Below are 19,898 nucleotides of genomic sequence, written 5' to 3' on the forward strand. Positions count from 1 at the left end.
ACACGCGAGCCCACGGGCGGACGCACGAGGGCGGCGCGCGGCGCCCTCGCGGCTGCACGTCAGGCGCGCGGACTCCAGCCACCGTCCCCGTAGCTCAGCGAGAACGCCCCGGGCGGCGCGTGCAATCCGCCCCAGGAGATCCTCGACGCCTACGCCGCGCGGGTGGTCTGTGAGGCCGGCGCCTTCAGCGCCACCGGCTCCGACGCCTCCTCGTTTGTCAAGCACGACCCCGCCAGCGGCCGGCTGGCGGGCGACCCGACGTCGAGGCCCGTCCCGACGGGGGCGACCCGACGGCGGTGTGGGGCGAGGCCGACGACGCGGCGTGGGAGGGCGTGCTCTCGGGCGCTCCGGCCTCCGAGCTCGCGACGCCGTTCCCGAACCCGACGAGCGGTCAGACGTCGGTCGTGTCCGCCGTCGAGGCGGCCACGGCGGTGCGGCTGGCGGTCTACGACGCGCTCGGCCGTGAGGTCGCCGTGCTGGCCGAGGGCCCGGTCGAGGTCGGCGCGCACCGCGCCACGCTCGACGGCGCCACGCTGCCGCCCGGGGTCTACCTCGTGCGACCGACGGCGGCCGACGGCCAGACGGCGGTGCAGCGGCTCACGGTGGCCCGCTGCCCCCCGGTCCGCCTCGGCGGCTCCCTGGCCGGGGTCGCCGAGGCGGGCGGACACGATCGCTGGGACGGCACGTCGCGGGGCCGCCGCCGCTAGAGGACGATGTCCGAGAGGGCCGCGACGACGGCGCCGAAGAACAGGCCGTAGGCGACGGTCCGCACCCAGGGAGGGCCGCCGCGGAAGGCCCAGAAGAGGAGCGCGTTCGCGGCGGCGAACATCAGCTCCCAGCTGGCGGCGGACGCGTTCGGCGGCTCGGCCGTCAGGTCGCGCACGCCCACCACCAGGAAGAACAGCGCCAGAACGGCGTAGGTGACCCCGCGGAAGGGCGACCGCTCGGCAGGGTCAGGCATCGGGAGGACGGCGGTCGATCAGACGGAGCAGCGCCGGATCGCGTCGGCGAGGGCCGCGCGGGGGTCGCCGGTCGGGATGAACTCCTGGGCCACGAAGCCCGCGAAGCCGGCGGCGTCGAGCGCGCGCACGATGGCGGGGTAGAACAGCTCCTGCGTCTCGTCGATCTCGTGGCGTCCCGGCACGCCCGCCGTGTGGAAGTGCACGAACGCGTCGAGATTCTCGGTCACGGTGCGGATCACGTCGCCCTCCATGATCTGCATGTGGTAGATGTCGTAGAGGATCTTGAAGTGTGGGCTTCCGATCCGCTCGACGAGCGCGAGCCCCCACGCCGACGAGTCGCCCATGTAGTCGGGGTGGTCCACCTTCGAGTTGAACAGCTCGATGCAGAGCGTGACGCCCTCCGCCTCGGCGAGCGGGAGGATCCGCTCGATCCCCTCGGCCATCTGCTCCAGGCCCTCGGCGTCGTCCTGGCCGTCGCGGTTGCCGGAGAACACGATGAGGTTGGTCCACCCCGCCGCGGCCGTCGCGCGGATCTGGGGCTCGTAGGCGGCCACGAGCGCGTCGTGGTGCGCCCGCTTGTTCCAGCCGACGCGGAGGGCGTCCTCGGCGGCCGGCGGGTGGGCCGTCATGGCGCACGTGAGGCCGTAGCGCACCAGCGTCGGCGCGTCGGTCGGCTGCACGAGCTCGACAGACTCGATGCCCAACTCGACGGCCGTCTCGCAGAGCTCGTCGAGCGACCACTCGCCGAAGGGCCACCGCGTGACCGAGTGGCGAAACGAGGCCGCCCGCCTCGGGCCGGTCGGCGACGCGGCCGAGGCGGACGGGTCCGCGCCCGCCGGGCTGGCCGTGGGAGGCGCCAGCGCGGCGGGTGCGCAGCCCGCGAGGGGGAGCGCGGCGCCGGCCGCGCGGACGAAGTCGCGGCGGCGCACGCTAGCGGAGGGACTCGACGTAGTCGATGCTGGCCTCGGCGAAGGCCAGGCTCTCGTCGTTCGGCGGGAAGTCGGCCTCGATGAAGGCGTGCTCCAGGCCGGACGTCTCGCTGGCGGCGAAGATGCGCGGCCAGTCGATGGTGCCCTGGCCGACGACCGTCTGCGTCATCTCGTCGCCGGTCCCCGTCCCGTCCTTGACGTGCCACATCTGGAAGCGGCCGGGGTAGCGCTCGAACACGTCGACGGGGTCGTAGCCCGCCACCACGGCCCAGAACAGGTCGAGCTCGAGGGCCACGAGCGCCGGGTCGAGCCGCTCGACGAAGTCGAAGTAGGCGGGCCGGTCGGTCCCGAACGTGTCGAACTCGAAGTCGTGGTTGTGGTACGCCATCGTCAGGCCCGCGGCCTGGGCCTGCTCCCCGAACCCGTTGATCTCGTCGGCGAGGGCGAGGTACCCGTCGCGGTCGGGCCGCTGGTCCGGCGGCAGCCACGGGATCGTGACGTACCGGTGGCCAACCGTCTGCGCCGCCTCCAGGACGCCGTCGATGTCGGCGCGGACGAGGTCGATCCCGACGTGGGCCGACGGCGACGTGAGGCCGTGCGCGTCGAGCGCGGCGCGGAAGTCGGCCGGCGAGCGGTCGGCGTAGCCCGCCGTCTCCACCTCGCCGTACCCGAAGCGCGTGAGCATGTCGAACACCCCGTTGACGTCGCCGGGGAAGATGTCGCGGAGCGTGTACAGCTGGATCCCGATCTCGGCGGGGACGTCGGCGGCGCGGGCGGCGGCGAGCGCGCGCGAAGCGCCCGGTCCGAGGATGGCGCCCGCGGCGAGCGCGGCGCCCGACTGGCGGAGAAAGTGGCGGCGGTTCATGGGGGTCGGAGGTCAGGGTTCAGCGGTCAGGGTTCGGAGTTCGCCGAGTTCAACGGTGGGCCGAGAGCCAGCGCAGCCCGCTCTGAACTCCCCCTCCGAACTCTACGAAGGAAGCTCCCAGCCGGCGCGGTAGGTCCGGGTGAGGAGGGCATCGCCGGCCGGGTGGTTCGTGATCCGGCCGTCGGGCGTCACGGCGATGGGCTGGCCGGCGTTCATGGCGGCCACGCCGAGGAGCATGATCTCGTTGAGGTGCGCGGCGTAGGCGAACGGACTCGACGCCTCGGCCTGCCCCTGGATCGCGCGGACCCAGTTCATCTCGTGGCCGCCGATGCCGCCCTCGACGCGCGGGAGCGAGACCGGCACGTCGGCCGCCTCGGCCGCGAGGTCGACGCCCGGGTCGTTGGCCAGGAAGCGCGGGTTCGTCCCGTACGTCTCGTGGATCAGCATCCCGCGCTCGCCGACGAAGATGACGCCGCCGTTGGGGTCGAGCGTGAAGCCGTCGGGCGCGATCGTGGGCGTCGGCGGGAGGAGGCCGCCGTCGTACCACGTCATGGCGAGGCTCTGGCCGGCGTCGGCCGCCCCGGCCTCGGCGCCGAGGCCGGCGAAGTGGTACGTCGTGACGGTCGCGAGGGGGTACGTCGCGGGGTCCTCACGGTCGCCGCCCCACGGCGTGTGGCGCGTCTCGACGCGGGCCGGGCGCCCGAGGTCGAGCGCCCACACGGGGAAGTCGACGAGGTGGGCGCCCATGTCGCCCAGCGAGCCGACGCCGAAGCCGACCCACCCGCGCCACCCGAACGGGTGGATGCCGGGCCGGTAGGGCTGGTCCTCGTTGGGGCCGAGGTAGAGGTCCCACGCGAGGCCGTCCGGGACGGGCGCGGGCTCCGTCGCCGGGACGCCCTGCGGCCACCACCCGTTGGGCCGGTTCGTCCACGACTGGACCTCGCGGATCGGCCCGAGCACGCCGGCGCGGACGACCTCGACCACGCGCCGGCCGTCGTCGCCGGAGTGGCCTTGGTTGCCCATCTGCGTCACGACGCCGGTGGCGGCTGCCTTCTGGGTCAGCCGGCGGCTCTCGTCGACGGTGTACGTCAGCGGCTTCTGGGCGTAGACGGCCAGCCCGCGGTCCATCGCCATCAGCGCGGCGATGGCGTGGACGTGGTCCGGCGTGGCGATCACGACGCCGTCGAGACCGTCGGCCGCGGCGAGCATCTCGCGGAAGTCGGCGTACTGGGTGGCACTTTCGTAGGCGTCGCGGAGCGCCTCGCCCTCCTGGCGGCGCCCCGGGTCGTCGGCATCGAGGCGCCCCTGGACCGATTCCCACACGCGGCCCATGTCGACGTCGGCGATCGCCGCGATGCGGACGTCGTCCATCATCGCGAGGGGGACGGCGTTCGAGGCGCCCATCCCGCCGGCCCCGATCACGCCAACGGCGACGGTGTCGCTCGGCGCGACATAGCCGGCGCCCCCGAGCACGTGGCGCGGGACGACGAACGGCGCCGCGCTCGCGGCGGCCGTGGTGCGAACGAAAGAGCGACGGTTCATGAGGGATGAGTGATGCGTGATGAGTCGGGGTGAAGGGCCTTTCACTCTTCACCCCTCACCCATTACACCCTGAGGTCGCCGTTGTTAACCGCGTTCACGGCGTGGTCGACGGCGCGGGCCGTGAAGGCCATGTAGGTCAGCGACGGGTTCTGGCAGCCGGCCGACGTCATGAAGGCGCCGTCGGTGACGTAGAGGTTCGGGATCTCGTGGACACGGTTCCACTCGTCGACGCAGCCCTCCTCAGGCGTCGCCGCCATGCGGGCCGTGCCCATCTCGTGGATCCCCTCGCCGAGCCGGTACGGGGCCTCCCACGTGCTCACGTTGACCGCGCCGGCGGCCTCGAGCATCTCGGCCCCGTCGTTCTGCATCGCGACCCGCATCCGCCGTTCGTTGTCGCGGATGGAGCCGACGATTCGGGGGATCGGGACGCCCCATTGATCGACCTGGTCGGTCAGCTCGACGCGGTTGTCGTCGTAGGCGAGGGTCTCGCCGAAGGGGAACATCGAGAAGCTCCACTGGCCGGGCTCCCGGAGGCTCTGCTTGAGGGCGACGCCCACGCCGCCCATGCCCGCGCCGCGGCCCCAGCCCCCGCGGCTCGATCCGCCCTGGTAGCCGTAGCCCCGGATGAAGTCGCGGTTCGAGGACGGGTCCCAGGGGAGGTTCTGGAAGCGCGGGATGTAGATCCCGTTCGGCCGGTTGCCGAACGTGTACCGGTCCTCGAAGCCCGGGATCTCGCCGTTGGCGCCCACCATGAAGTGGTGGTCCATGATCCCCTTGCCGAGGAGGCCCGACTGGTTGCCGAGGCCGTCGGGGAAGCGCGGCGTCTTCGTGTTCATCAGGATCATCGCGCTCCCGATGGCGCTCGCGTTGAGGAACACGAGCCTCGCGTTGAACACCATCTCCTCCTTCGTATTCCGGTCGACGACGCGGACGCCCGTCACGCGGTCGGCCTCCTCGTCGTAGACGAGCGAGTGGACGATGGAGTCGGGCCGGATCGTGAGGTTGCCCGTCGCCTGGGCGGCCGGGAGCGTCGACGAGAGCGAGCAGAAGTAGGCGCCGGCCGTGCACCCGCGGTCGCACGGGCCGCAGTAGTGGCACCCGGCCCGTCCGTTGTGCGCCTGCGTCAGGATCGCCACGCGCCCGACCGTCATGGGCCGCCCGTTGTACGTGTCCGCGATCGACTGGCGAACGTGCTGCTCGACGGCCGTCAGCGGCATCGCCGGGAGGAACTCCGAGTCGGGCAGGTTACGGATCCCGAGGGCCTCGCCCGAGATGCCCACGAACCGCTCGACGTGCGAGTACCACGGCTCGATGTCGGCGTACCCGATGGGCCACCGCGTGCCCCGCCCGTCGCGCTCGTTGGCGGTGAAGTCCATGTCCGAGAGCCGGTACGTCTGGCGGCCCCACATGATGGAGCGCCCGCCGAGGTGGTAGCCCCGCACCCACAGGAACTCGTCGGCCGCGTCGTCCTCGCCGGTCTCGTAGGGGTGGTCGACATCGTCGACGTACCAGTGGGCCGTGTTCTCGTTGAACGGGCCGGCCTTCGACTGGCGGAACTGGCGCTCCTCGACCGCGCGACGGTCGCCGCGCCCACGGAACGGCGTCTCCCACGGCGCGCGGTGCTCGGTGACGTAGTCGGCCCCGTGCTCGACGTTTCGGCCGCGCTCGAGGACGAGCGTCCTGAGGCCCTTCTCAGTGAGCTCCTTGGCGGCCCACCCGCCCGACATCCCCGACCCGATCACGATGGCGTCGTAGGGCTCGGAGCTGGCCTGGACGTGGACCGTCCGGAGCTTCTCGATGGTCGTGGCCCCGTGGCCGCTGTGGTTCTGCATTCGTTCGGACGTGGAAACGTTGAGGGGTGGGTAGGCGCGTCGGACGTTCCACTCAGAACGCCGCACGGCCTTAGGCCCAGGCACGCTTAGGCCCAGGCGCGGCCGACCTCGGAGAGCGGGACGTCGGGGTCGTAGCGACCGGGAGCGGCGAGCCACTGGAGCTCCTGCGTGGCCCCGGGCTCGGAGGTGTAGTAGCCGGCGAGCGTGAGTTCCTTGAGCTGGCGGTAGGCTGGCGGCGGGGTGGCGGCACCCGTCGAAACCGTCCCCTCGCCCGTGACGATCTCCTGCGAGCTGCCCGTCGTGTCGTCCATGGCCTCGCCGAGGTCGCCCTGCATGCCGGCCACCTCGTTCTCCTGCTCCTCCTGGATGGCCGCGGTGCCCTCCGTCGCCACGCCGGCCACGTCCTCGTCGAGCTCCTCCGCCTCGGCGGCCGGCTCGGACGGGCGGAACGCCTCGGCGTCGAGCGCGGCGACGAACGCCGCGCGGGCCTCGTCGTCGAGGCCCGTGAACGAGCCGCCCTCGGCCTGGGCGTCGAGCCCGTCGAGCCACGCGAGGAACTGGTCGCGCTCCTCGGGGGCGTACCACTCCGTTAGCATCTTGTCGATGAACTGGGGCACGCCGACGTCCGAGGCCCCGGGCGTGTCGGTGGCCGGGAGGATCTGGTCGACGAGGGCCGCCAGCGTCTGCTGCTGGCCCTCGGCGAGGGTCTGGTACTGGTAGCTGGCGAGCTCGCCGCCGGACGGCGTGCGGCACCCGGCGAGGAGGCCGGACGCCAGCGGGGCCGAGACGACGCCGCCGAGCACGTACGAGAGCCGGCGGAGCGCCGAGCGGCGGTCGATGGGGGAGTCGAACATGGAATCGAGAGCGGAGAGCGGGGGGCGAGCGAGACGCCGAGGCGGGGCTACCCGACGGCGGGGACGCCCGCCTCGGGGGCCGGCGTGAGGCTCGCGTCGGGGTGGTCGGCCGCCGGGGTCGCCGAGACCTCCGAGCGGTCGACGCGGTCGTTGAACAGGAGGATGAACAGGACGAGCACGACCGCGGCGAAGGCGGCCGGGATCCACCAGAACTGGGTCCACTCGGCCAGCGGGAGCACGTCGCGCCCGCCGAGGAAGCCGTTGTAGACCTGGCCCGCGACCTGCGCCCCGATCAGCATCCCGACGCCGTAGGTGACCAGCACCAGCAGGCCCTGGGCCTGCCCGCGCACGGCCGGCGTGCTCTTCTTCTCGACGTAGATCTGGCCCGTCACGAAGAAGAAGTCGTAGCAGATGCCGTGGAGCGCGACGCCGCCGATGATCATCCACGTCACGGCCTCGGGCGCCGCCAGCGCGAAGAGGGCGTAGCGGAGGACCCACGCGACCATCCCGGCCGCGAGCATCCACTTCACGCCCCACCGCACGAACAGGAGCGGCATCACGAGCATAAAGAGGACCTCCGAGACCTGCCCCAGCGACTGCGTCGCGGCGATGTTCTCGAAGCCCGTCGCCCCCAGGAAGAGCTGGGTGAAGTTGTAGTAGGCCGCCAGCGGGATGCAGATGAGGAAGCTGGCCGCGAGGAACACGTAGAACGGCCGGCTCCCGAGCTGGCGGAACGCGTCGACGCCGGCGATGCTGGCCGCCGAGACGGGCTGGCCCTTCGCCACCGGCGGCGTGTTCGGGAGCGTGAAGGCGAACAGGCCCAGGATGATGGACCCGATGCCCGTGAGGTAGAGCGGCCACGCCGTCGCCTCGGCCGACTCGACGCCGAGCACCGGGCTCAGGATGAACGAGATGGCGAGCCCGGCCACGATCCACCCGATCGTCCCGAACACGCGGATCACGGGGAACTCCTTTTCCTGGTCGTCCAGCTGCTCGAACGCGATCGTGTTCGAGAGGCCCAGCGTGGGCATGTAGCAGAGGTTGTAGGCCAGGAGCGCCAGGATGAAGACCGTCGGGTTGCCGATCGTCGACGGCGCGGCCAGCATGAACACGCCGCCGAGCAGGTGGAGCACGCCGAACACCTTCTGGGCAGCGAAGTAGCGGTCGGCCACGAGCCCGAGGAAGAACGGGGCCACGATCGCCGCGATCGGGTTCACGGTGTAGGGCCAGTGCGTCAGGTCGCCGAGCCCCTCGGCCGCCATGTAGACGGCGACCGTGGTGTACCAGGCGCCCCAGACGAAGAACTCCAGGAACATCATCGTGCTCAGCCGAGCCTTGATCCCGTTCATATCGGTGGTGGGCTAGAGAGTGCGGATGCGGACCGAGCGGACCTCGAGGCGGTCGCCATGGTCTTGGATGCCGACGATGCCGGACCGGCGCGTGCCGTAGGCCGGGAAGGTCCCGTCGTCGCGGAACTTGCTAACGGCGAGGCGGGCGTCCCACTCGGCCGAGCCCTGCTCGGCCTCGACGATCTGCTCACCGTTGAGCCAGTGCTCGAGGTCGGCGCCGTCGGCCACGATGCGGGACGTGTTCCAATCGCCGGGGCGGCTGGCGCCCTCCGTCGGCGTGTAGAGGTCGTAGAGCGCGCCGTTGCGGTGGCTCGGGTACTGCCCGTCGGGGTGGCAGTCGTCGAGGACCTGCATCTCAAGCGCCGTCCGGTAGATCGGCGCGAGGTCGGCGGACTCCTCGCCGCGGTAGAAGATGCCGGAGTTGCCGCACTCGGCGATCCGCCACTCGACCTCGAGCTCGAAGTCGCCGTAGGTGCCGGGGGCCACGAGGTCGCCGCCGTCGTCGGTGCCGGGCGTGAGGGTGAGGACGCCGCCCTCGACCGACCACGCTGCCGGGACGTCGGCGCGGGCGTAGCCGTGCCAGCCGTCGAGCGAGGTCCCGTCGAAGAGCTCGACCCAGTCGTCTTGGCTTGGCGGCGCGCCGTCAGCGCTTCCGACGCCGCCGGCGCAGCCGGCGAGGGTGACGAGCGCGGCCAGGGCGAGGAGCGCGCGGGGCATGGTCAAGAGGCCGTGAAGGGACCTCAATGTAGGCCCAACACCCCCGCGCGTGGAAGCCCTTTCATCAACCGCCCTGACGGATTCCGCCTGGGGGCCGCGCCGGCCGAGGCGGGGGCGGCCGAGGCAAGGGTGGCCTGCCCAGGGGACCGGCCGGGCCACTAGGTGCTCCGCGACGTGATCTCGATGCGGACGGCCCCGTTCCCGAGTTCCCCCCGCCCGCTGAACGACCCCTCGATGGTGCCGGGGTCGCGGTTGACGAGCCGGCCCGAGAGCTGGCCCTCGAACGGGGCCTCCGAAAAACGGAGCGTGAGCCGCACGTTGAGGTCCTCGGTGAACGAGCCGTCGACCACGAGGAACTCGAACGTCCCCTGCGCCAGGTCCTCGATCTCGCCGTCGCCCGTGATGGCGACGCCGGTGTCGCGCAGCCGGAACGTGATGGGGTAGCGCGTCGCGCCCTGGGTCGTCGCGTCGTAGACGACGCCCTCCCAGGTGCCCGTCAGGCCGACCGCCTCGGAGCCGCCGCCGAGGAAGCCGCAGCCGGAGACGGCCACCAGCGCGGCGAGGACGAGGGAGGACGAGAGGCGACGCATGGGGGGCGGGGCGGGGGACGCCCGCGAAGCTACTCCGCCGGCCCGTTGGCGACGGGGCGCACCGGCGCGCCCTGGGCCACCGACGGCGCTCGCATCTCGATCCGCTCGACGTGGAGGCCGCCCACGCCGCGGCCCTGCTCGACGCCCCGCTCGGCGGCCATCCGGTAGTGAATCCCGCCGTACAGCCGGCTGACGGCGGCCTCCTCGGCCGCCTGGCGGAACGACGTGAAGTCGCGGGCCGGAAGCCCGTACGCCACCTCGGTCGTGTCGTGGAACGCGAAGCCGTCGCCGTAGACGTCGGTCAGCGCCTCGGCCGCCGCCGCCGAGATCACGCTGTGGCCCGACGAGTACTCGGGGAACGGCGGCGTCTGGAGGAGCGGGGCCCAGTCCTCGTCGATGTGCTCATTGATCACGGTCTCGGGGCGGACGAGCCGGCTCCTGAACTTCTCGTCCCACACCGAGATGAACCCGTCGGCCACGGCGATGGCGGTGCGGACGTAGGCCTCGGCCGCGCCGGCGATGTCGTCGTCGGCGGTCCGGCTGGCGATCGCGGCGATGCCCATCCAGTGGCCGCCCGGCGTGATCTTCTTGGTCGCGAACATGGCGTGCCCCCGCGTGTGCATCACGTAGGGGTTGCAGTCCCAGAACGCGGCGATCTCGCGCTGCTCGTCCGTCATGTCGCGCCCGATCTCGTAGACCTCGTCGACCTGCCGGCGGAACTCGCTCCCCGGCTCGACGGAGTAGGGGTACGGCGGGAGGGGCTTGAACTGCGACGCCGAGTCGAGGACGAACGGGCGCATCGTGGCCCAGCCCGGCTCGATGGCGTCCATGTAAGCGGGCGGGGTCGGGCGCCAGGTGCCGGGCTCGTCGGTGATGGTGTAGGCCGGCGCGCTCCGCGTCTGGGCGTAGCCGTCCCCCGACGCCCACGCCAGCACGTGCTGGGCGACGGTCTCGCCGTAGGACTGGGACTGGCGGCGAAGCCGGCGGCTCATGCCGGCCTGGTCGAGCCGCGCCTCCACGCTCGTTCGGTACGCGTCGATCTCCTCGTCCGAGAACGTCAGCGCCTCGCCCACGGCGAGGGCCGCGTAGACCGCGGCGGTCGGTCCGTGGACCGGCTCGGTCGGCGCGGGCGTCGCCCCGAGCCCGTTGAGCTGGCCGGCCAGCGTCACGAGGTCAGGGCGGAACGGGGCGAGCGCCTCGTAGGCCGCGACCGACGTGTAGGCGTAGACGCGGCTCGCCACGGGCGGGCTGAAGATGTCGTACGTCATCACGTCCGTGACCCGCAGCAGGGCGCCGTGGAGGAGCTCCGGGTCGGAGGCCTCGGGCGGGGCGGCGGCGGGGTCGGCGTCCTGGCAGCCGGCTAGGGCGACGAGCGCAACGAGGCCGGCGAGAGCGAGCGGGCGGAAACTCATGGTCTGCACATCCGGTTCACATCAGGGAAGATCCCACGGGGAAAGCGCTTCCGCAAGGCAAACGCTCGGGATTCACGGACCTAGCGGGCCGCCACCCGCTCCGCCTCGGGCCCGAGGCGGAGGATCTGGAGTGGGCCGTCGCTCGGCGCCGACACCAGCAGGCGCGACCCGTCGGCGGCATCCAGAAAACGGAGGGCGCGGACCTCGCCGTCGAGCACGAGCCCGCGGTTCAGCTCGACGGGCTCGAACGCACCGCTCCCGTCGCCGCGGAGAACGAGCCCGTGGCCGGCGTCGTAGCGCCCGCGGTCTGGGCGGACGCCGAGGAGGCCGCCGCCGAGCACGAGGTCGAGCACGCCGTCGCCGTCGACGTCGTCGCAGGCGATGGCATAGACGGGCTCGACCTGCGCCCAATCGGGGAGCGGGCGGAGCGTGAAGCGGCCGGCGCCGTCGTTGAGCGCGACGGCGCTCGCGAACGTCGTCGCCGTGCGCTGGACGGCGTCGTCGGCGCGGTCGCCGAAGAGGTCGGGGACCGTCCGCGCGCCGAAAGCGGCGAAGCTCGTGAACCGCTGCTTGAACTCCGGGAACTGCTGCCGCAGCACGCCGACGGTCGAGAGCGGGTAGTCGGCGCCGTCGCGGTACGAGGTGAGGATGCCGTCGAGCGCGTCGTTGCCGTCGAAGTCGCTCAGCCAGAGCCGCGCCGGGTGCTCGGCGCTGGCGCGGACCCGCGAGTTCAGACCGAGGTTGCCGAGCGCGAGGTCGAGGTCGCCGTCGCCGTCGAAATCCGCCACGTCGAGGGCGGTCCACCAGCCGGTCGCGTCGTCCATGCCCGTCTCGGCGCGCTCGAAGCCGGCGCCCGTGTTGCGGAACACGGTCGGCGCCATCCATTCGCCCGCGAGCGCGAGGTCGGGGCGGCCGTCGCCGTCGAGGTCGGCGAAGGCGGCGCGCGCGACCATGCCCACCTCGGCGAGGTCCGGGCCGAGGTCGGCGGTGGCGTCGCGGAACCGGCCGCGGCCGTCGTTCTCGAGGAGCGCGCTCCGCGCCGGGTTGCCGTACTCACGCGGCACCACGCGCCCGCCGACGAACAGGTCGGTGTCGCCGTCGCCGTCCCAGTCGGCCGCGGCCACGTCGCCGACGTGAACGAAGAGATCGGGCAGGCTGCCGGCCGGCGCGGCCTCGAACCCGCCCGCGCCGTCGCCGAGGTAGAGCCGGTCGCGGATCGGGTCGGCGTCGCCGCGGAACTCGTTGCCGGCGGTGCCGACGTAGAGGTCGAGCGCGCCGTCGCCGTTCGCGTCGAAGAAGACGGCCGCGACCGCCTCGGTCTCGCGCTCGGCGTCCTCGTCCCACAGCGGCACCGAGGCCGGCGCGAAGCCGCTCGCGGTCTGGCGGAACAGGACGTTCGCCTGCACGCGCGCGCCGCCCACGAACAGGTCGTCGAGCCCGTCGCCGTCCACGTCGCCGACGGCGAGGGCGGGGCCGAGCCGCGACAGCATGTGAGGCATCAGCCGCTCGCGGTTGAAGTCGATGAAGGTGTTCTCCTCGTGCCGCCAGTCGGGCGCGAGCGCGGCGCTCACGTCGGTGAAGAGCGCCGGCTCCTCCGTCGTCGTCGGCGCCTCGCTTGGCGGGCCGGCGTCGGCCTGGCGGAGCGTGAGCGGGCCGGCCGGCACGTCGGTCAGCGTCTGCACCGCGCCGTCGGGCCACGTCACCTGCACGCGCTCCGCCTGCGCGGCACCGCCGAGGCCGACCACCAGCCGCGGATCGACGGACGACAGAAAGCCGCGCGTCGGCTGGGCCTCGGCGGTCTGGCGGAGGCTGTCCGTCCACACGGTGACGTGCGCGCCCGTCCCGAACGTGTTCGGCGCCTCCCCCTCGAGCGAGATCTGGAGCGCCGTCGCGCCGCGCTCGGCGGCCCGGTTGAGGTAGATCGAGGCCGGCGCGTTGACGTTGTTGACGACGAGGTCGAGGTCGCCGTCGCCGTCGAGGTCGGCGGTCGCGGCGCCGTTCGAAAAGCCCTCGTCGCCGAGCCCCCACTCGGGCGCTTCCTCGAACCGGAACCCGCCGACGCCGCGGAACGCCTCATTCGGGACGGCCACCTGCGGCATCTGCTCGAGGAGCGCGAGGTTCTCCTCCGTCATCCCCTGCTCCAGGTTCTGCTGGATCTGGGCGTCGGAGATGTAGTTGATGTAGTCGAGGTCGTTCGGCCGGCGCCAGATGCCGTTCGTCACGAACAGGTCGCGGTGGCCGTCGAGGTCGAGGTCCGCGAGGAGCGCGGCCCAGCTCCAGTCGGTGGCCTCGATCCCCGAGAGGGTGGCGACGTCCGAGAACCGCGGCGTGCCGTCGGGGCCGGGCCCGCGGTTGATCTGGAGCGAGTTCCGCGCGACCTGCGGCCCGTAGCCGATCTGCCGCTTGAACGCGTCGATGTCGTACGAGTCATCCCCGGCCGACGTCTGGCGGATCGCCTCGTCGCGCGGCATCATGTCGAGGACGACGAGGTCGGCGTCGCCGTCGTTGTCGACGTCGGCGGCGTCGGCGCCCATCGAGAAGCGAGACGAGTGGGCGAGCGCCGTCTGCGAGACCTCGCGGAACGTGCCGTCGCCGTTGTTGAGGTACACGAAATCGTTCTCGTGGAAGTCGTTGCCGACGTAGAGGTCGGGCCACCCGTCGCCGTCGAGGTCGCTGGCGACGACCGAGAGCCCGTAGCCCGAGATGCCGCTCGTGATGCCGGCCTCCTCGGTGACCTCGGTGAAGCGCGGGAGCTGGCCCGCCTCCGAGTCGTTGCGGTAGAGCCGGTCGCCGGAGCGCTCGTCGCGGAGGCGCGTCTCCTCGGGCCGTTCGTACGTCCGGTCGGTGTGGACGGCGTGGTTGAGGAGGTAGGCATCGAGGTCGCCGTCGCGGTCGTAGTCGAAGAACGTCGCCTGCGTGCCGAACCCCTCGAAGTCGAGCCCGACCTCGGCCGCGGCCTCGCGGAACCGCGGGACGCCGTCGGGACCCGGTCCCTCGTTCAGGAAGAGCTCGTTCCGGCCGCGCTGGCCCTGGTAGGCGCCGAGCGCCGAGACGTAGAGGTCGAGCCGGCCGTCGCCGTCGACGTCGGCCATCGTCACGCCGAAGTCCCAGTCGCTCGTGCCCCCGACCCCGGCCGCCTCGGTCACGTCCTCGAACCGGACCGGTCCGCCGGGCTCAGTCCGGTTGAGATAGAGCGCGTTCGGCCCCTCGTTCTGGGTGAAGTAGAGGTCCGGCCGGCCGTCGCCGTCCACGTCGCCCGCGGCCACGCCGCCGCCGTTGTAGTAGTAGAGGTAGTTGAGGATGTTGAACGAGGCGTCCTCGGCGAGCGCGTTCTCGAACGCGACCCCGCTCTCGGCCGGGTCGAGGCGGACGAACAGCGCGTCTTCGCCCGCGCCCCCGCACCCGGCGAGAAGCGTCCCGAGCACACAGGAGCCGGCGGCCAGCGCACGGCGCGAGGCGGATCGAAACGAAGCAGATCGAAACAGGCCCAACAACGGTGTCATCCTGAACGGAGTGGAGGATCTGAACGCCATCCGACGAGCCTGCCGCTGGCGTCTCAACGGCCGGGAGGGCGGCGCCGAGACCCTTCGCGTTCGCTCAGGATGACAAGGGGGAGAGTCGGTACGAATCCCAGTGGCGGAAGGCCCGCCGGCCGGTCGTGCTAGCGGGAGGCCAGCGGCGCGGGCGCCGGCCCCATCGCGAAGACGACGGGCGCGGCGTCGTTGCGGACGGCCACGACGACGTCGCCCGACGGCGTCCCGAGGCGGACGAGGCCGCGGACCTCGCCGGTCAGGCGGAAGCCGCTGGCCGGGACGGTCTGGAAGCGGCCGGCCCCGTCGCCGCGCAGGAACGCGCCGAGCGACGAGGCCTGCCGGCCGAGGTCGGGCTTGAGCCCGTCGCGGTTGCCCGCGAGCAGGAGGTCGAGCGCGCCGTCACCGTCGGCGTCGAGCGGGAGCGCGGCCGTCATCGGGGCGAGCTGGGCCTCGAACGGGAGCCGCCGGACGCTCCACGACCCGCCCTCGTTGAGGAGGACGACCGTCGCCAGTTCGGATACCTCCGAGACCGTCGCCAACTCGAGCTGCGACGGCGTCAGGAGGTCCTCGACCCGCTTGCCGACGTAGGTGCTCGGCGTGAGGTATTCGCCTTTGAGGCTGGGAAGCTGCTTCGTGAGCTCGTTGCGGAGGGCGAAGGGGAGGCTCCGGCTGCGGTTGACCACGGAGATCAGCGGGTCCGTCTGGCCGTTCGAGTCGAAGTCGCCGAGGTGGAGCCGCATGGGCTCCTCGGCGCTGGCGTGGAAGCGGCTGTTGAGGCCCCAGTTGGCGGCGACGAGGTCCTCGTCGCCGTCGCCGTCGAGGTCGGCCGCGGCGAGGCGCTGCCAGAGGCCGGACGTGCCGGCGACGGGCGCCGACGTGAACCGGCCAGAGTCGTTCGTCCAGATAGCGATCGGCCGCCACTCTGAGGCGGTCGCGAGGTCGTGATCGCCGTCCCCGTCGAGGTCGGCGAACACCGCGCCGGCCACCATGCCGACGGCGTCGAGGCCGGGCGCGGCGCTCCGCGTCACGTCGACGAAGCGCGGGGCTCCCGGCCGGCCGTCATTCCGAAGCAGCGCGCTGCGGGGCGTCACGCCGTAGGCGCCCGGCACGATCGCCGCACCCACGAACAGGTCGGTGTCGCCGTCGCCGTCCCAGTCGGCCGCGGCGACGGTGCCGGTGCTCTCGGTGAGGCTCGGGACGGCGCCCTCAGGCGCGGCCTCGAACCCGCCCGCGCCGTCGTTGAGATAGAGCCGGTCGCGGAGGACGGGCGCAGCGGCGGCGGGCTCGTAGCCGCCGGAGCCGACGTAGAGATCGAGGTCGCCGTCGGCGTCGGCGTCGAGGAAGGCTGCGGCGACGTCCTCCGCCTCGGCGTCGTCTTGGAAGGCTGTGGGGGTGGTGAGCGCGAACCGCCCGCCGCGCTGCACCCACAGGACGCCCGGCTGGCCCGTCGCGCCGCCGAGGAAGAGGTCGTCGAGCCCGTCGCCGTCCACGTCGCCGACGGCCACGGCCGGGCCTTCCTCGGAGTACGCCCGCGGCATGAGCAGCTCGCGGTCGAAGTCCATGGTCGCGTTCTCCTGATGCCGCCAGTCGGGCGCGACCTCGGCCGTCACGTCACGGAAGAGGACACCGCCTTGGGCCGGCGCCACGAGCGGACGGGCAGCGCCCGTCGCCTCGACCTGGCGGAGCGTGAGCGCGCCGGCCGGCACGCCCGCGAGCGCCTGCATCCGCCCTCCCGGCCAGCGGACGACGACCGAGTCCGCCTCGGTGGCCTCGCCGAGGCCGACGTGGAGGACCGGGCTCACGCTCGACTGGAAGCCCCGCGTCGGGACCGCCTCGCGGACCTGGACTCGCCCCTCGTTCCAGACGGCCACCTTGGCCCCGATCCCGCCCGTGTTGCCGCCCTCGCCCTCCAAAGCGATCGAGAGCGACCGCCGCTCCGGGAACCGCTCGACCGCGTGGTTGAGATAGAAGGAGGCCGGGGCGTTGACGTTGTTGACGACGAGGTCGAGGTCGCCGTCGCCGTCGAAGTCGGCCGTGGCGGCGCCGTTGGAGTAGCTCGCCTCGTTGAGCCCCCACTCGGGCGCCCGCCGGAACGCGACGGAGTCACCGACGGAGACGTTGGCGAAGGCGAGGTTCTCGAGCGGCGTCGAGGGCATCTCCTCCGACAGCGCGAGGTAGTCGACGCCGTCGCCGGTCGCCATGGCCTCGCGCGTCTGCGTGTCGGCGAGGAAGGCGATGTAGTCCTGGTCCGTCACGTCGCGGAGGATGCCGTTGGTGACGTAGAGGTCGGGCCGCGCGTCGAGGTCGAGGTCGGCGAAGAGGGCGGCCCAGCTCCAGTCGGTGTCGGCGACGCCCGCGAGGCTGGCGATCTCGGAGAACGCGGGGCTGGCACCCGGCCCGGCTGCGCCCTCGTTCCGCTGGAGCGTGTTGCGCATGAACTGGTGGTGGTACCCGTTGGCCACCTTCGCGCGGTACAGGTTGTGGCCCTCGTAGCTCGACGACTGCTTGAGCCGGTCGTCGTCCCACGGCAGCATGTCGACCACGAACACCTCGGGCCGGCCGTCGCCCGTGAGGTCCGCCATGTCGGCGCCCATCGACGACAGGCTGATCGTCGGCATCGACTCTTCGAGGGTCTCGGCGAACGTGCCGTCGCCGCGGTTGAGGTAGAGGTAGTCGCGCTCGAAGAAGTCGTTCGAGACGTAGACGTCGAGGTCGCCGTCGTCGTCCACGTCGCCCAGCGTGACGCCGAGGCCGAAGGCGATCTCGGAGCCGTAGACGCCGGCCTCCTCACTCACGTCGACGAAGCGGGGCGCCTCGCCCGGCGCCGCGTCGTTGCGGTACAGCTTGTCGCCGCCGCCCTCGTGCCGCTCGTCGCGGATGTTGCGGAGGCCGAACGACGAGACGGGCCGGAACGAGTTGTTGAGGACGTAGAGGTCGAGGTCGCCATCGCTGTCGGCGTCGAAGAACGCGCCGTGCGTCGAGGTCCCCTCGTCGGCCACGCCCCACGCCTCGGCCACGTCCTCGAAGCGCGGGACGCCGTCGGGCCCCGGCCCGAGGTTGCGGAAGAGCTCGTTGGCCCGGTCGTCGCCGTCGACGTTGCCGGCGTTGGAGACGTAGAGGTCGAGCCGGCCGTCGCCGTCCACGTCGGCCACGGACACGCCGGTGCTCCAGGCGTGGGCGCCCTCCACTCCGGCGGCCTCGGTGACATCCTCAAACCGGATGGGGCCGCCCGCCTCCGTCCGATTCAGAAACAGCCGGTTCGGTCCCTGGTTGGCCGTGAGGTACACGTCTGGTCGCCCGTCGCCGTCGAGGTCGCCGACGCCGACCCCGCCGCCGTTGAAGAAGTTGCGGTAGGTGAAGACGTTGACGTCCTGGCTCTCCTCGATCCGGTTCTCGAACGCGAGCCCGGTCTCCTCGGCCGGCAACGACGAGAACAGGGCGTCGTCGCTCGCTCCCCCGGCGCACGCGCCGAGGCCGAGGGCGGCGAGGAGGCAGAGCAGGGGCAGGGGGCGCATGCGAGGGCGAGTGTCGGGGGCCAGGGCCGACGGGACGAACGGAGCCACGGCGGGACGGCGGGTGGCGACCCCGCAAGCTACGTGCTCGCCAGAGCCTCTTCCATGCGAGGCGCCCCGCCCTGAGAGAGGACGGGGCGCTCACAAGCTCATCTAAAGTCGTGACTTAGTACCCCGCGTTCTGCTGGAGAAGGCCGTCCGAGGCGTCGATCTGGATCTGCGGGATCGGGAACAGCACGCGGTACCCCTGGCTGGCGTCCTTGAACGACCAGGCGTCGGTGAACCGGCCGAACCGGACGAGGTCCTGGCGCCGCCGCGCCTCGTAGGTCAGCTCGAAGAGCCGCTCGGCGAGGAGGCCGTCGAGGTCGATCGAGGTGAGCGTCGGCGCGCCGACGCGGGCCCGAAGCGCGTTCACGTCGGTGAGCGCGCCGCCGGCGTCGCCGCTCCGGAGCCGGGCCTCGGCCCGGATCAGGTACATCTCGCCGAGGCGGAAGTAGGCGTAGTCGTTGCCGTGGTTGCCGTTCGGCCCGCGGTCCGGGTCCACGTTGAACTTGTTGATCCGGACGCCATTCGCCTCCGTCGCCGCGCCGTTGACGCCGTTCGGGTAGTCAACGGTGAAGATGAGGGGCTGGCCCGCGCGGTTGTTGATGGCGTCCTCGGCCGTGCACTCGCGGTCCCGGATGCCCGCCGGGTCACACTGGTCCTGGTTGTAGGCCTGGCCCTGGAGGAAGATCACGCGGCGCGGGTCGTCCTCGGAGAACGCGTTGTACGTGTCGGCGATCGTGGCGAAGCCGTTCCAGCCGCCGCCCGCGAACGAGTTGTAGTGGCCCCAGCGGTGGGCGAAGTTGAGGCCGTAGCCGTCCTGCGGGAGGTGCTGGACGACGAAGACGGCCTCCGCGTTGTTCTGGTTGTTCGGGCCGAACTGACTGTACCACGCCTCGAGCCCCTGGTTGAGCGCATACGGCCCGTTGATCACGCGGGTGGCCGCGTCGATGGCGTCCTGGTAGCGAGGCGCGCCGGGCTGGAGCCCGCTGGCCGTGACCGTCCCCGTGAAGACCGGGGCGTTGATGAACAGGTTGGCCAGGATCGCGTCGGCCGCGCCCTGCGAGAACCGGCCGCCGTTGCCGGCGCCGGCCACAGGCAGCTCCGTCCGGACCGCCTGGAGCTCGCTAACGACGAAGTTGAACACGGTCTCGCGCGTCTCCGTCGGCGGGAGGTCGTCCGGGTCGACGGAGTACTCGCCCTCCTCGTCGCCGATGAGCGGGACGTTGCCGAAGAGGTCGAGGAGCGTGTAGTAGTAGAACGCCCGGAGCCCGCGGACCTCGGCGACGATGCCGGCCTTGTTGGGGACGTCGAGCGGCTCGAGGTCGCGGAGGAGGCTGTTGGCCCGGGCCACGCCCGCGAAGGACGCCGTCCAGGCGTCGTTGAGGTCGACGAGCGACGGGCTCCAGGTGTGACGGTGCATGTCGAGCCACCGGCCGCCGTCGCCCCAGTCGCCGCCTCGCGTCGGGACGATGGTCTCGTCGGACGAGACCTGGCTCAGGTTGTGGTAGGCCCAGAGCGTAGCCCGGAGCTGCGAGTAGACCGGCGAGAGCGCGGCGATGACCTCGGTCTCGGTTTGGTAGAAGTTCTCCGGCGTGACGGCGCTGTACGGGTCGACCGTGAGGTCGGTGCAGCCCGCCAGCCCGAAGACGGGCGCGAGGAGCGCTCCGAGGAGCGCAGCGCGCGCGCGGGTGGAAAGCGTGTTCATGGGTTCGGAGGGGCGAGGCCGGCGCCCAGGATGCCGGCCCCACCGATGAGG

The 19,898-nt window shown here is 72.3% G+C and carries 14 protein-coding genes; 1 reads left to right on the forward strand and 13 read right to left on the reverse strand.

Features of this window, described 5'->3' with window-relative positions:
• Positions 1-296: 296 nt before the first annotated feature.
• On the forward strand, positions 297-707 hold the full coding sequence (locus BSZ37_RS02625) for a T9SS type A sorting domain-containing protein (RefSeq protein ID WP_095509049.1): 411 nt from the start codon (positions 297-299) through the stop codon (positions 705-707).
• Here the strand turns inward: BSZ37_RS02625 and BSZ37_RS02630 are convergent.
• The 13 genes from BSZ37_RS02630 to BSZ37_RS02690 all read right to left on the reverse strand — a co-directional run bounded on the left by BSZ37_RS02630 (position 704) and on the right by BSZ37_RS02690 (position 19,847).
• Positions 704-961, reverse strand: a complete 258-nt coding sequence (locus tag BSZ37_RS02630) for a hypothetical protein (RefSeq protein WP_095509050.1) — start codon at positions 959-961, stop codon at positions 704-706. The two genes, BSZ37_RS02625 and BSZ37_RS02630, sit on opposite strands and share 4 nt — an antisense overlap.
• Before the next feature lie 18 nt (positions 962-979).
• Positions 980-1,891: a hydroxypyruvate isomerase family protein gene (locus tag BSZ37_RS02635; RefSeq protein WP_095509051.1), complete on the reverse strand. Its 912-nt coding sequence runs from the start codon at positions 1,889-1,891 to the stop codon at positions 980-982.
• A gap of 1 nt (position 1,892) precedes the next feature.
• Positions 1,893-2,756, reverse strand: coding sequence for a sugar phosphate isomerase/epimerase family protein (locus BSZ37_RS02640; RefSeq protein WP_095509052.1), 864 nt, complete (start codon positions 2,754-2,756; stop codon positions 1,893-1,895).
• A gap of 102 nt (positions 2,757-2,858) precedes the next feature.
• The gene (locus tag BSZ37_RS02645; protein ID WP_095509053.1) at positions 2,859-4,298 is read right to left on the reverse strand and encodes a Gfo/Idh/MocA family protein; all 1,440 of its coding nucleotides are present in this window, start codon (positions 4,296-4,298) and stop codon (positions 2,859-2,861) included.
• 62 nt (positions 4,299-4,360) lie between these two features.
• Positions 4,361-6,130, reverse strand: a complete 1,770-nt coding sequence (locus BSZ37_RS02650) for a GMC oxidoreductase (protein WP_095509054.1) — start codon at positions 6,128-6,130, stop codon at positions 4,361-4,363.
• A gap of 86 nt (positions 6,131-6,216) precedes the next feature.
• Positions 6,217-6,984: a gluconate 2-dehydrogenase subunit 3 family protein gene (locus BSZ37_RS02655; protein ID WP_095509055.1), complete on the reverse strand. Its 768-nt coding sequence runs from the start codon at positions 6,982-6,984 to the stop codon at positions 6,217-6,219.
• A gap of 47 nt (positions 6,985-7,031) precedes the next feature.
• On the reverse strand, positions 7,032-8,333 hold the full coding sequence (locus BSZ37_RS02660) for a nucleoside permease (protein WP_095509056.1): 1,302 nt from the start codon (positions 8,331-8,333) through the stop codon (positions 7,032-7,034).
• 12 nt (positions 8,334-8,345) lie between these two features.
• Positions 8,346-9,050, reverse strand: a complete 705-nt coding sequence (locus BSZ37_RS02665) for a 3-keto-disaccharide hydrolase (protein ID WP_095509057.1) — start codon at positions 9,048-9,050, stop codon at positions 8,346-8,348.
• Between the two features lie 158 nt (positions 9,051-9,208).
• Positions 9,209-9,640: a hypothetical protein gene (locus BSZ37_RS02670; protein WP_095509058.1), complete on the reverse strand. Its 432-nt coding sequence runs from the start codon at positions 9,638-9,640 to the stop codon at positions 9,209-9,211.
• 29 nt (positions 9,641-9,669) lie between these two features.
• Positions 9,670-11,052, reverse strand: a complete 1,383-nt coding sequence (locus BSZ37_RS02675; RefSeq protein ID WP_095509059.1) for a vanadium-dependent haloperoxidase — start codon at positions 11,050-11,052, stop codon at positions 9,670-9,672.
• A gap of 80 nt (positions 11,053-11,132) precedes the next feature.
• Positions 11,133-14,477 carry a VCBS repeat-containing protein gene (locus tag BSZ37_RS02680; protein WP_179299447.1) on the reverse strand — a complete coding sequence of 1,115 codons (3,345 nt, stop codon included), beginning with the start codon at positions 14,475-14,477 and terminating at the stop codon, positions 11,133-11,135.
• A gap of 236 nt (positions 14,478-14,713) precedes the next feature.
• Positions 14,714-18,100, reverse strand: a complete 3,387-nt coding sequence (locus BSZ37_RS02685; protein ID WP_143537539.1) for a VCBS repeat-containing protein — start codon at positions 18,098-18,100, stop codon at positions 14,714-14,716.
• Between the two features lie 163 nt (positions 18,101-18,263).
• Complete coding sequence (locus BSZ37_RS02690; protein WP_095509062.1) at positions 18,264-19,847, reverse strand: RagB/SusD family nutrient uptake outer membrane protein; 1,584 nt, start codon at positions 19,845-19,847, stop codon at positions 18,264-18,266.
• Positions 19,848-19,898: the final 51 nt, after the last annotated feature.

This window comes from Rubrivirga marina, from assembly GCF_002283365.1.
Lineage (GTDB): Bacteria > Bacteroidota > Rhodothermia > Rhodothermales > Rubricoccaceae > Rubrivirga > Rubrivirga marina.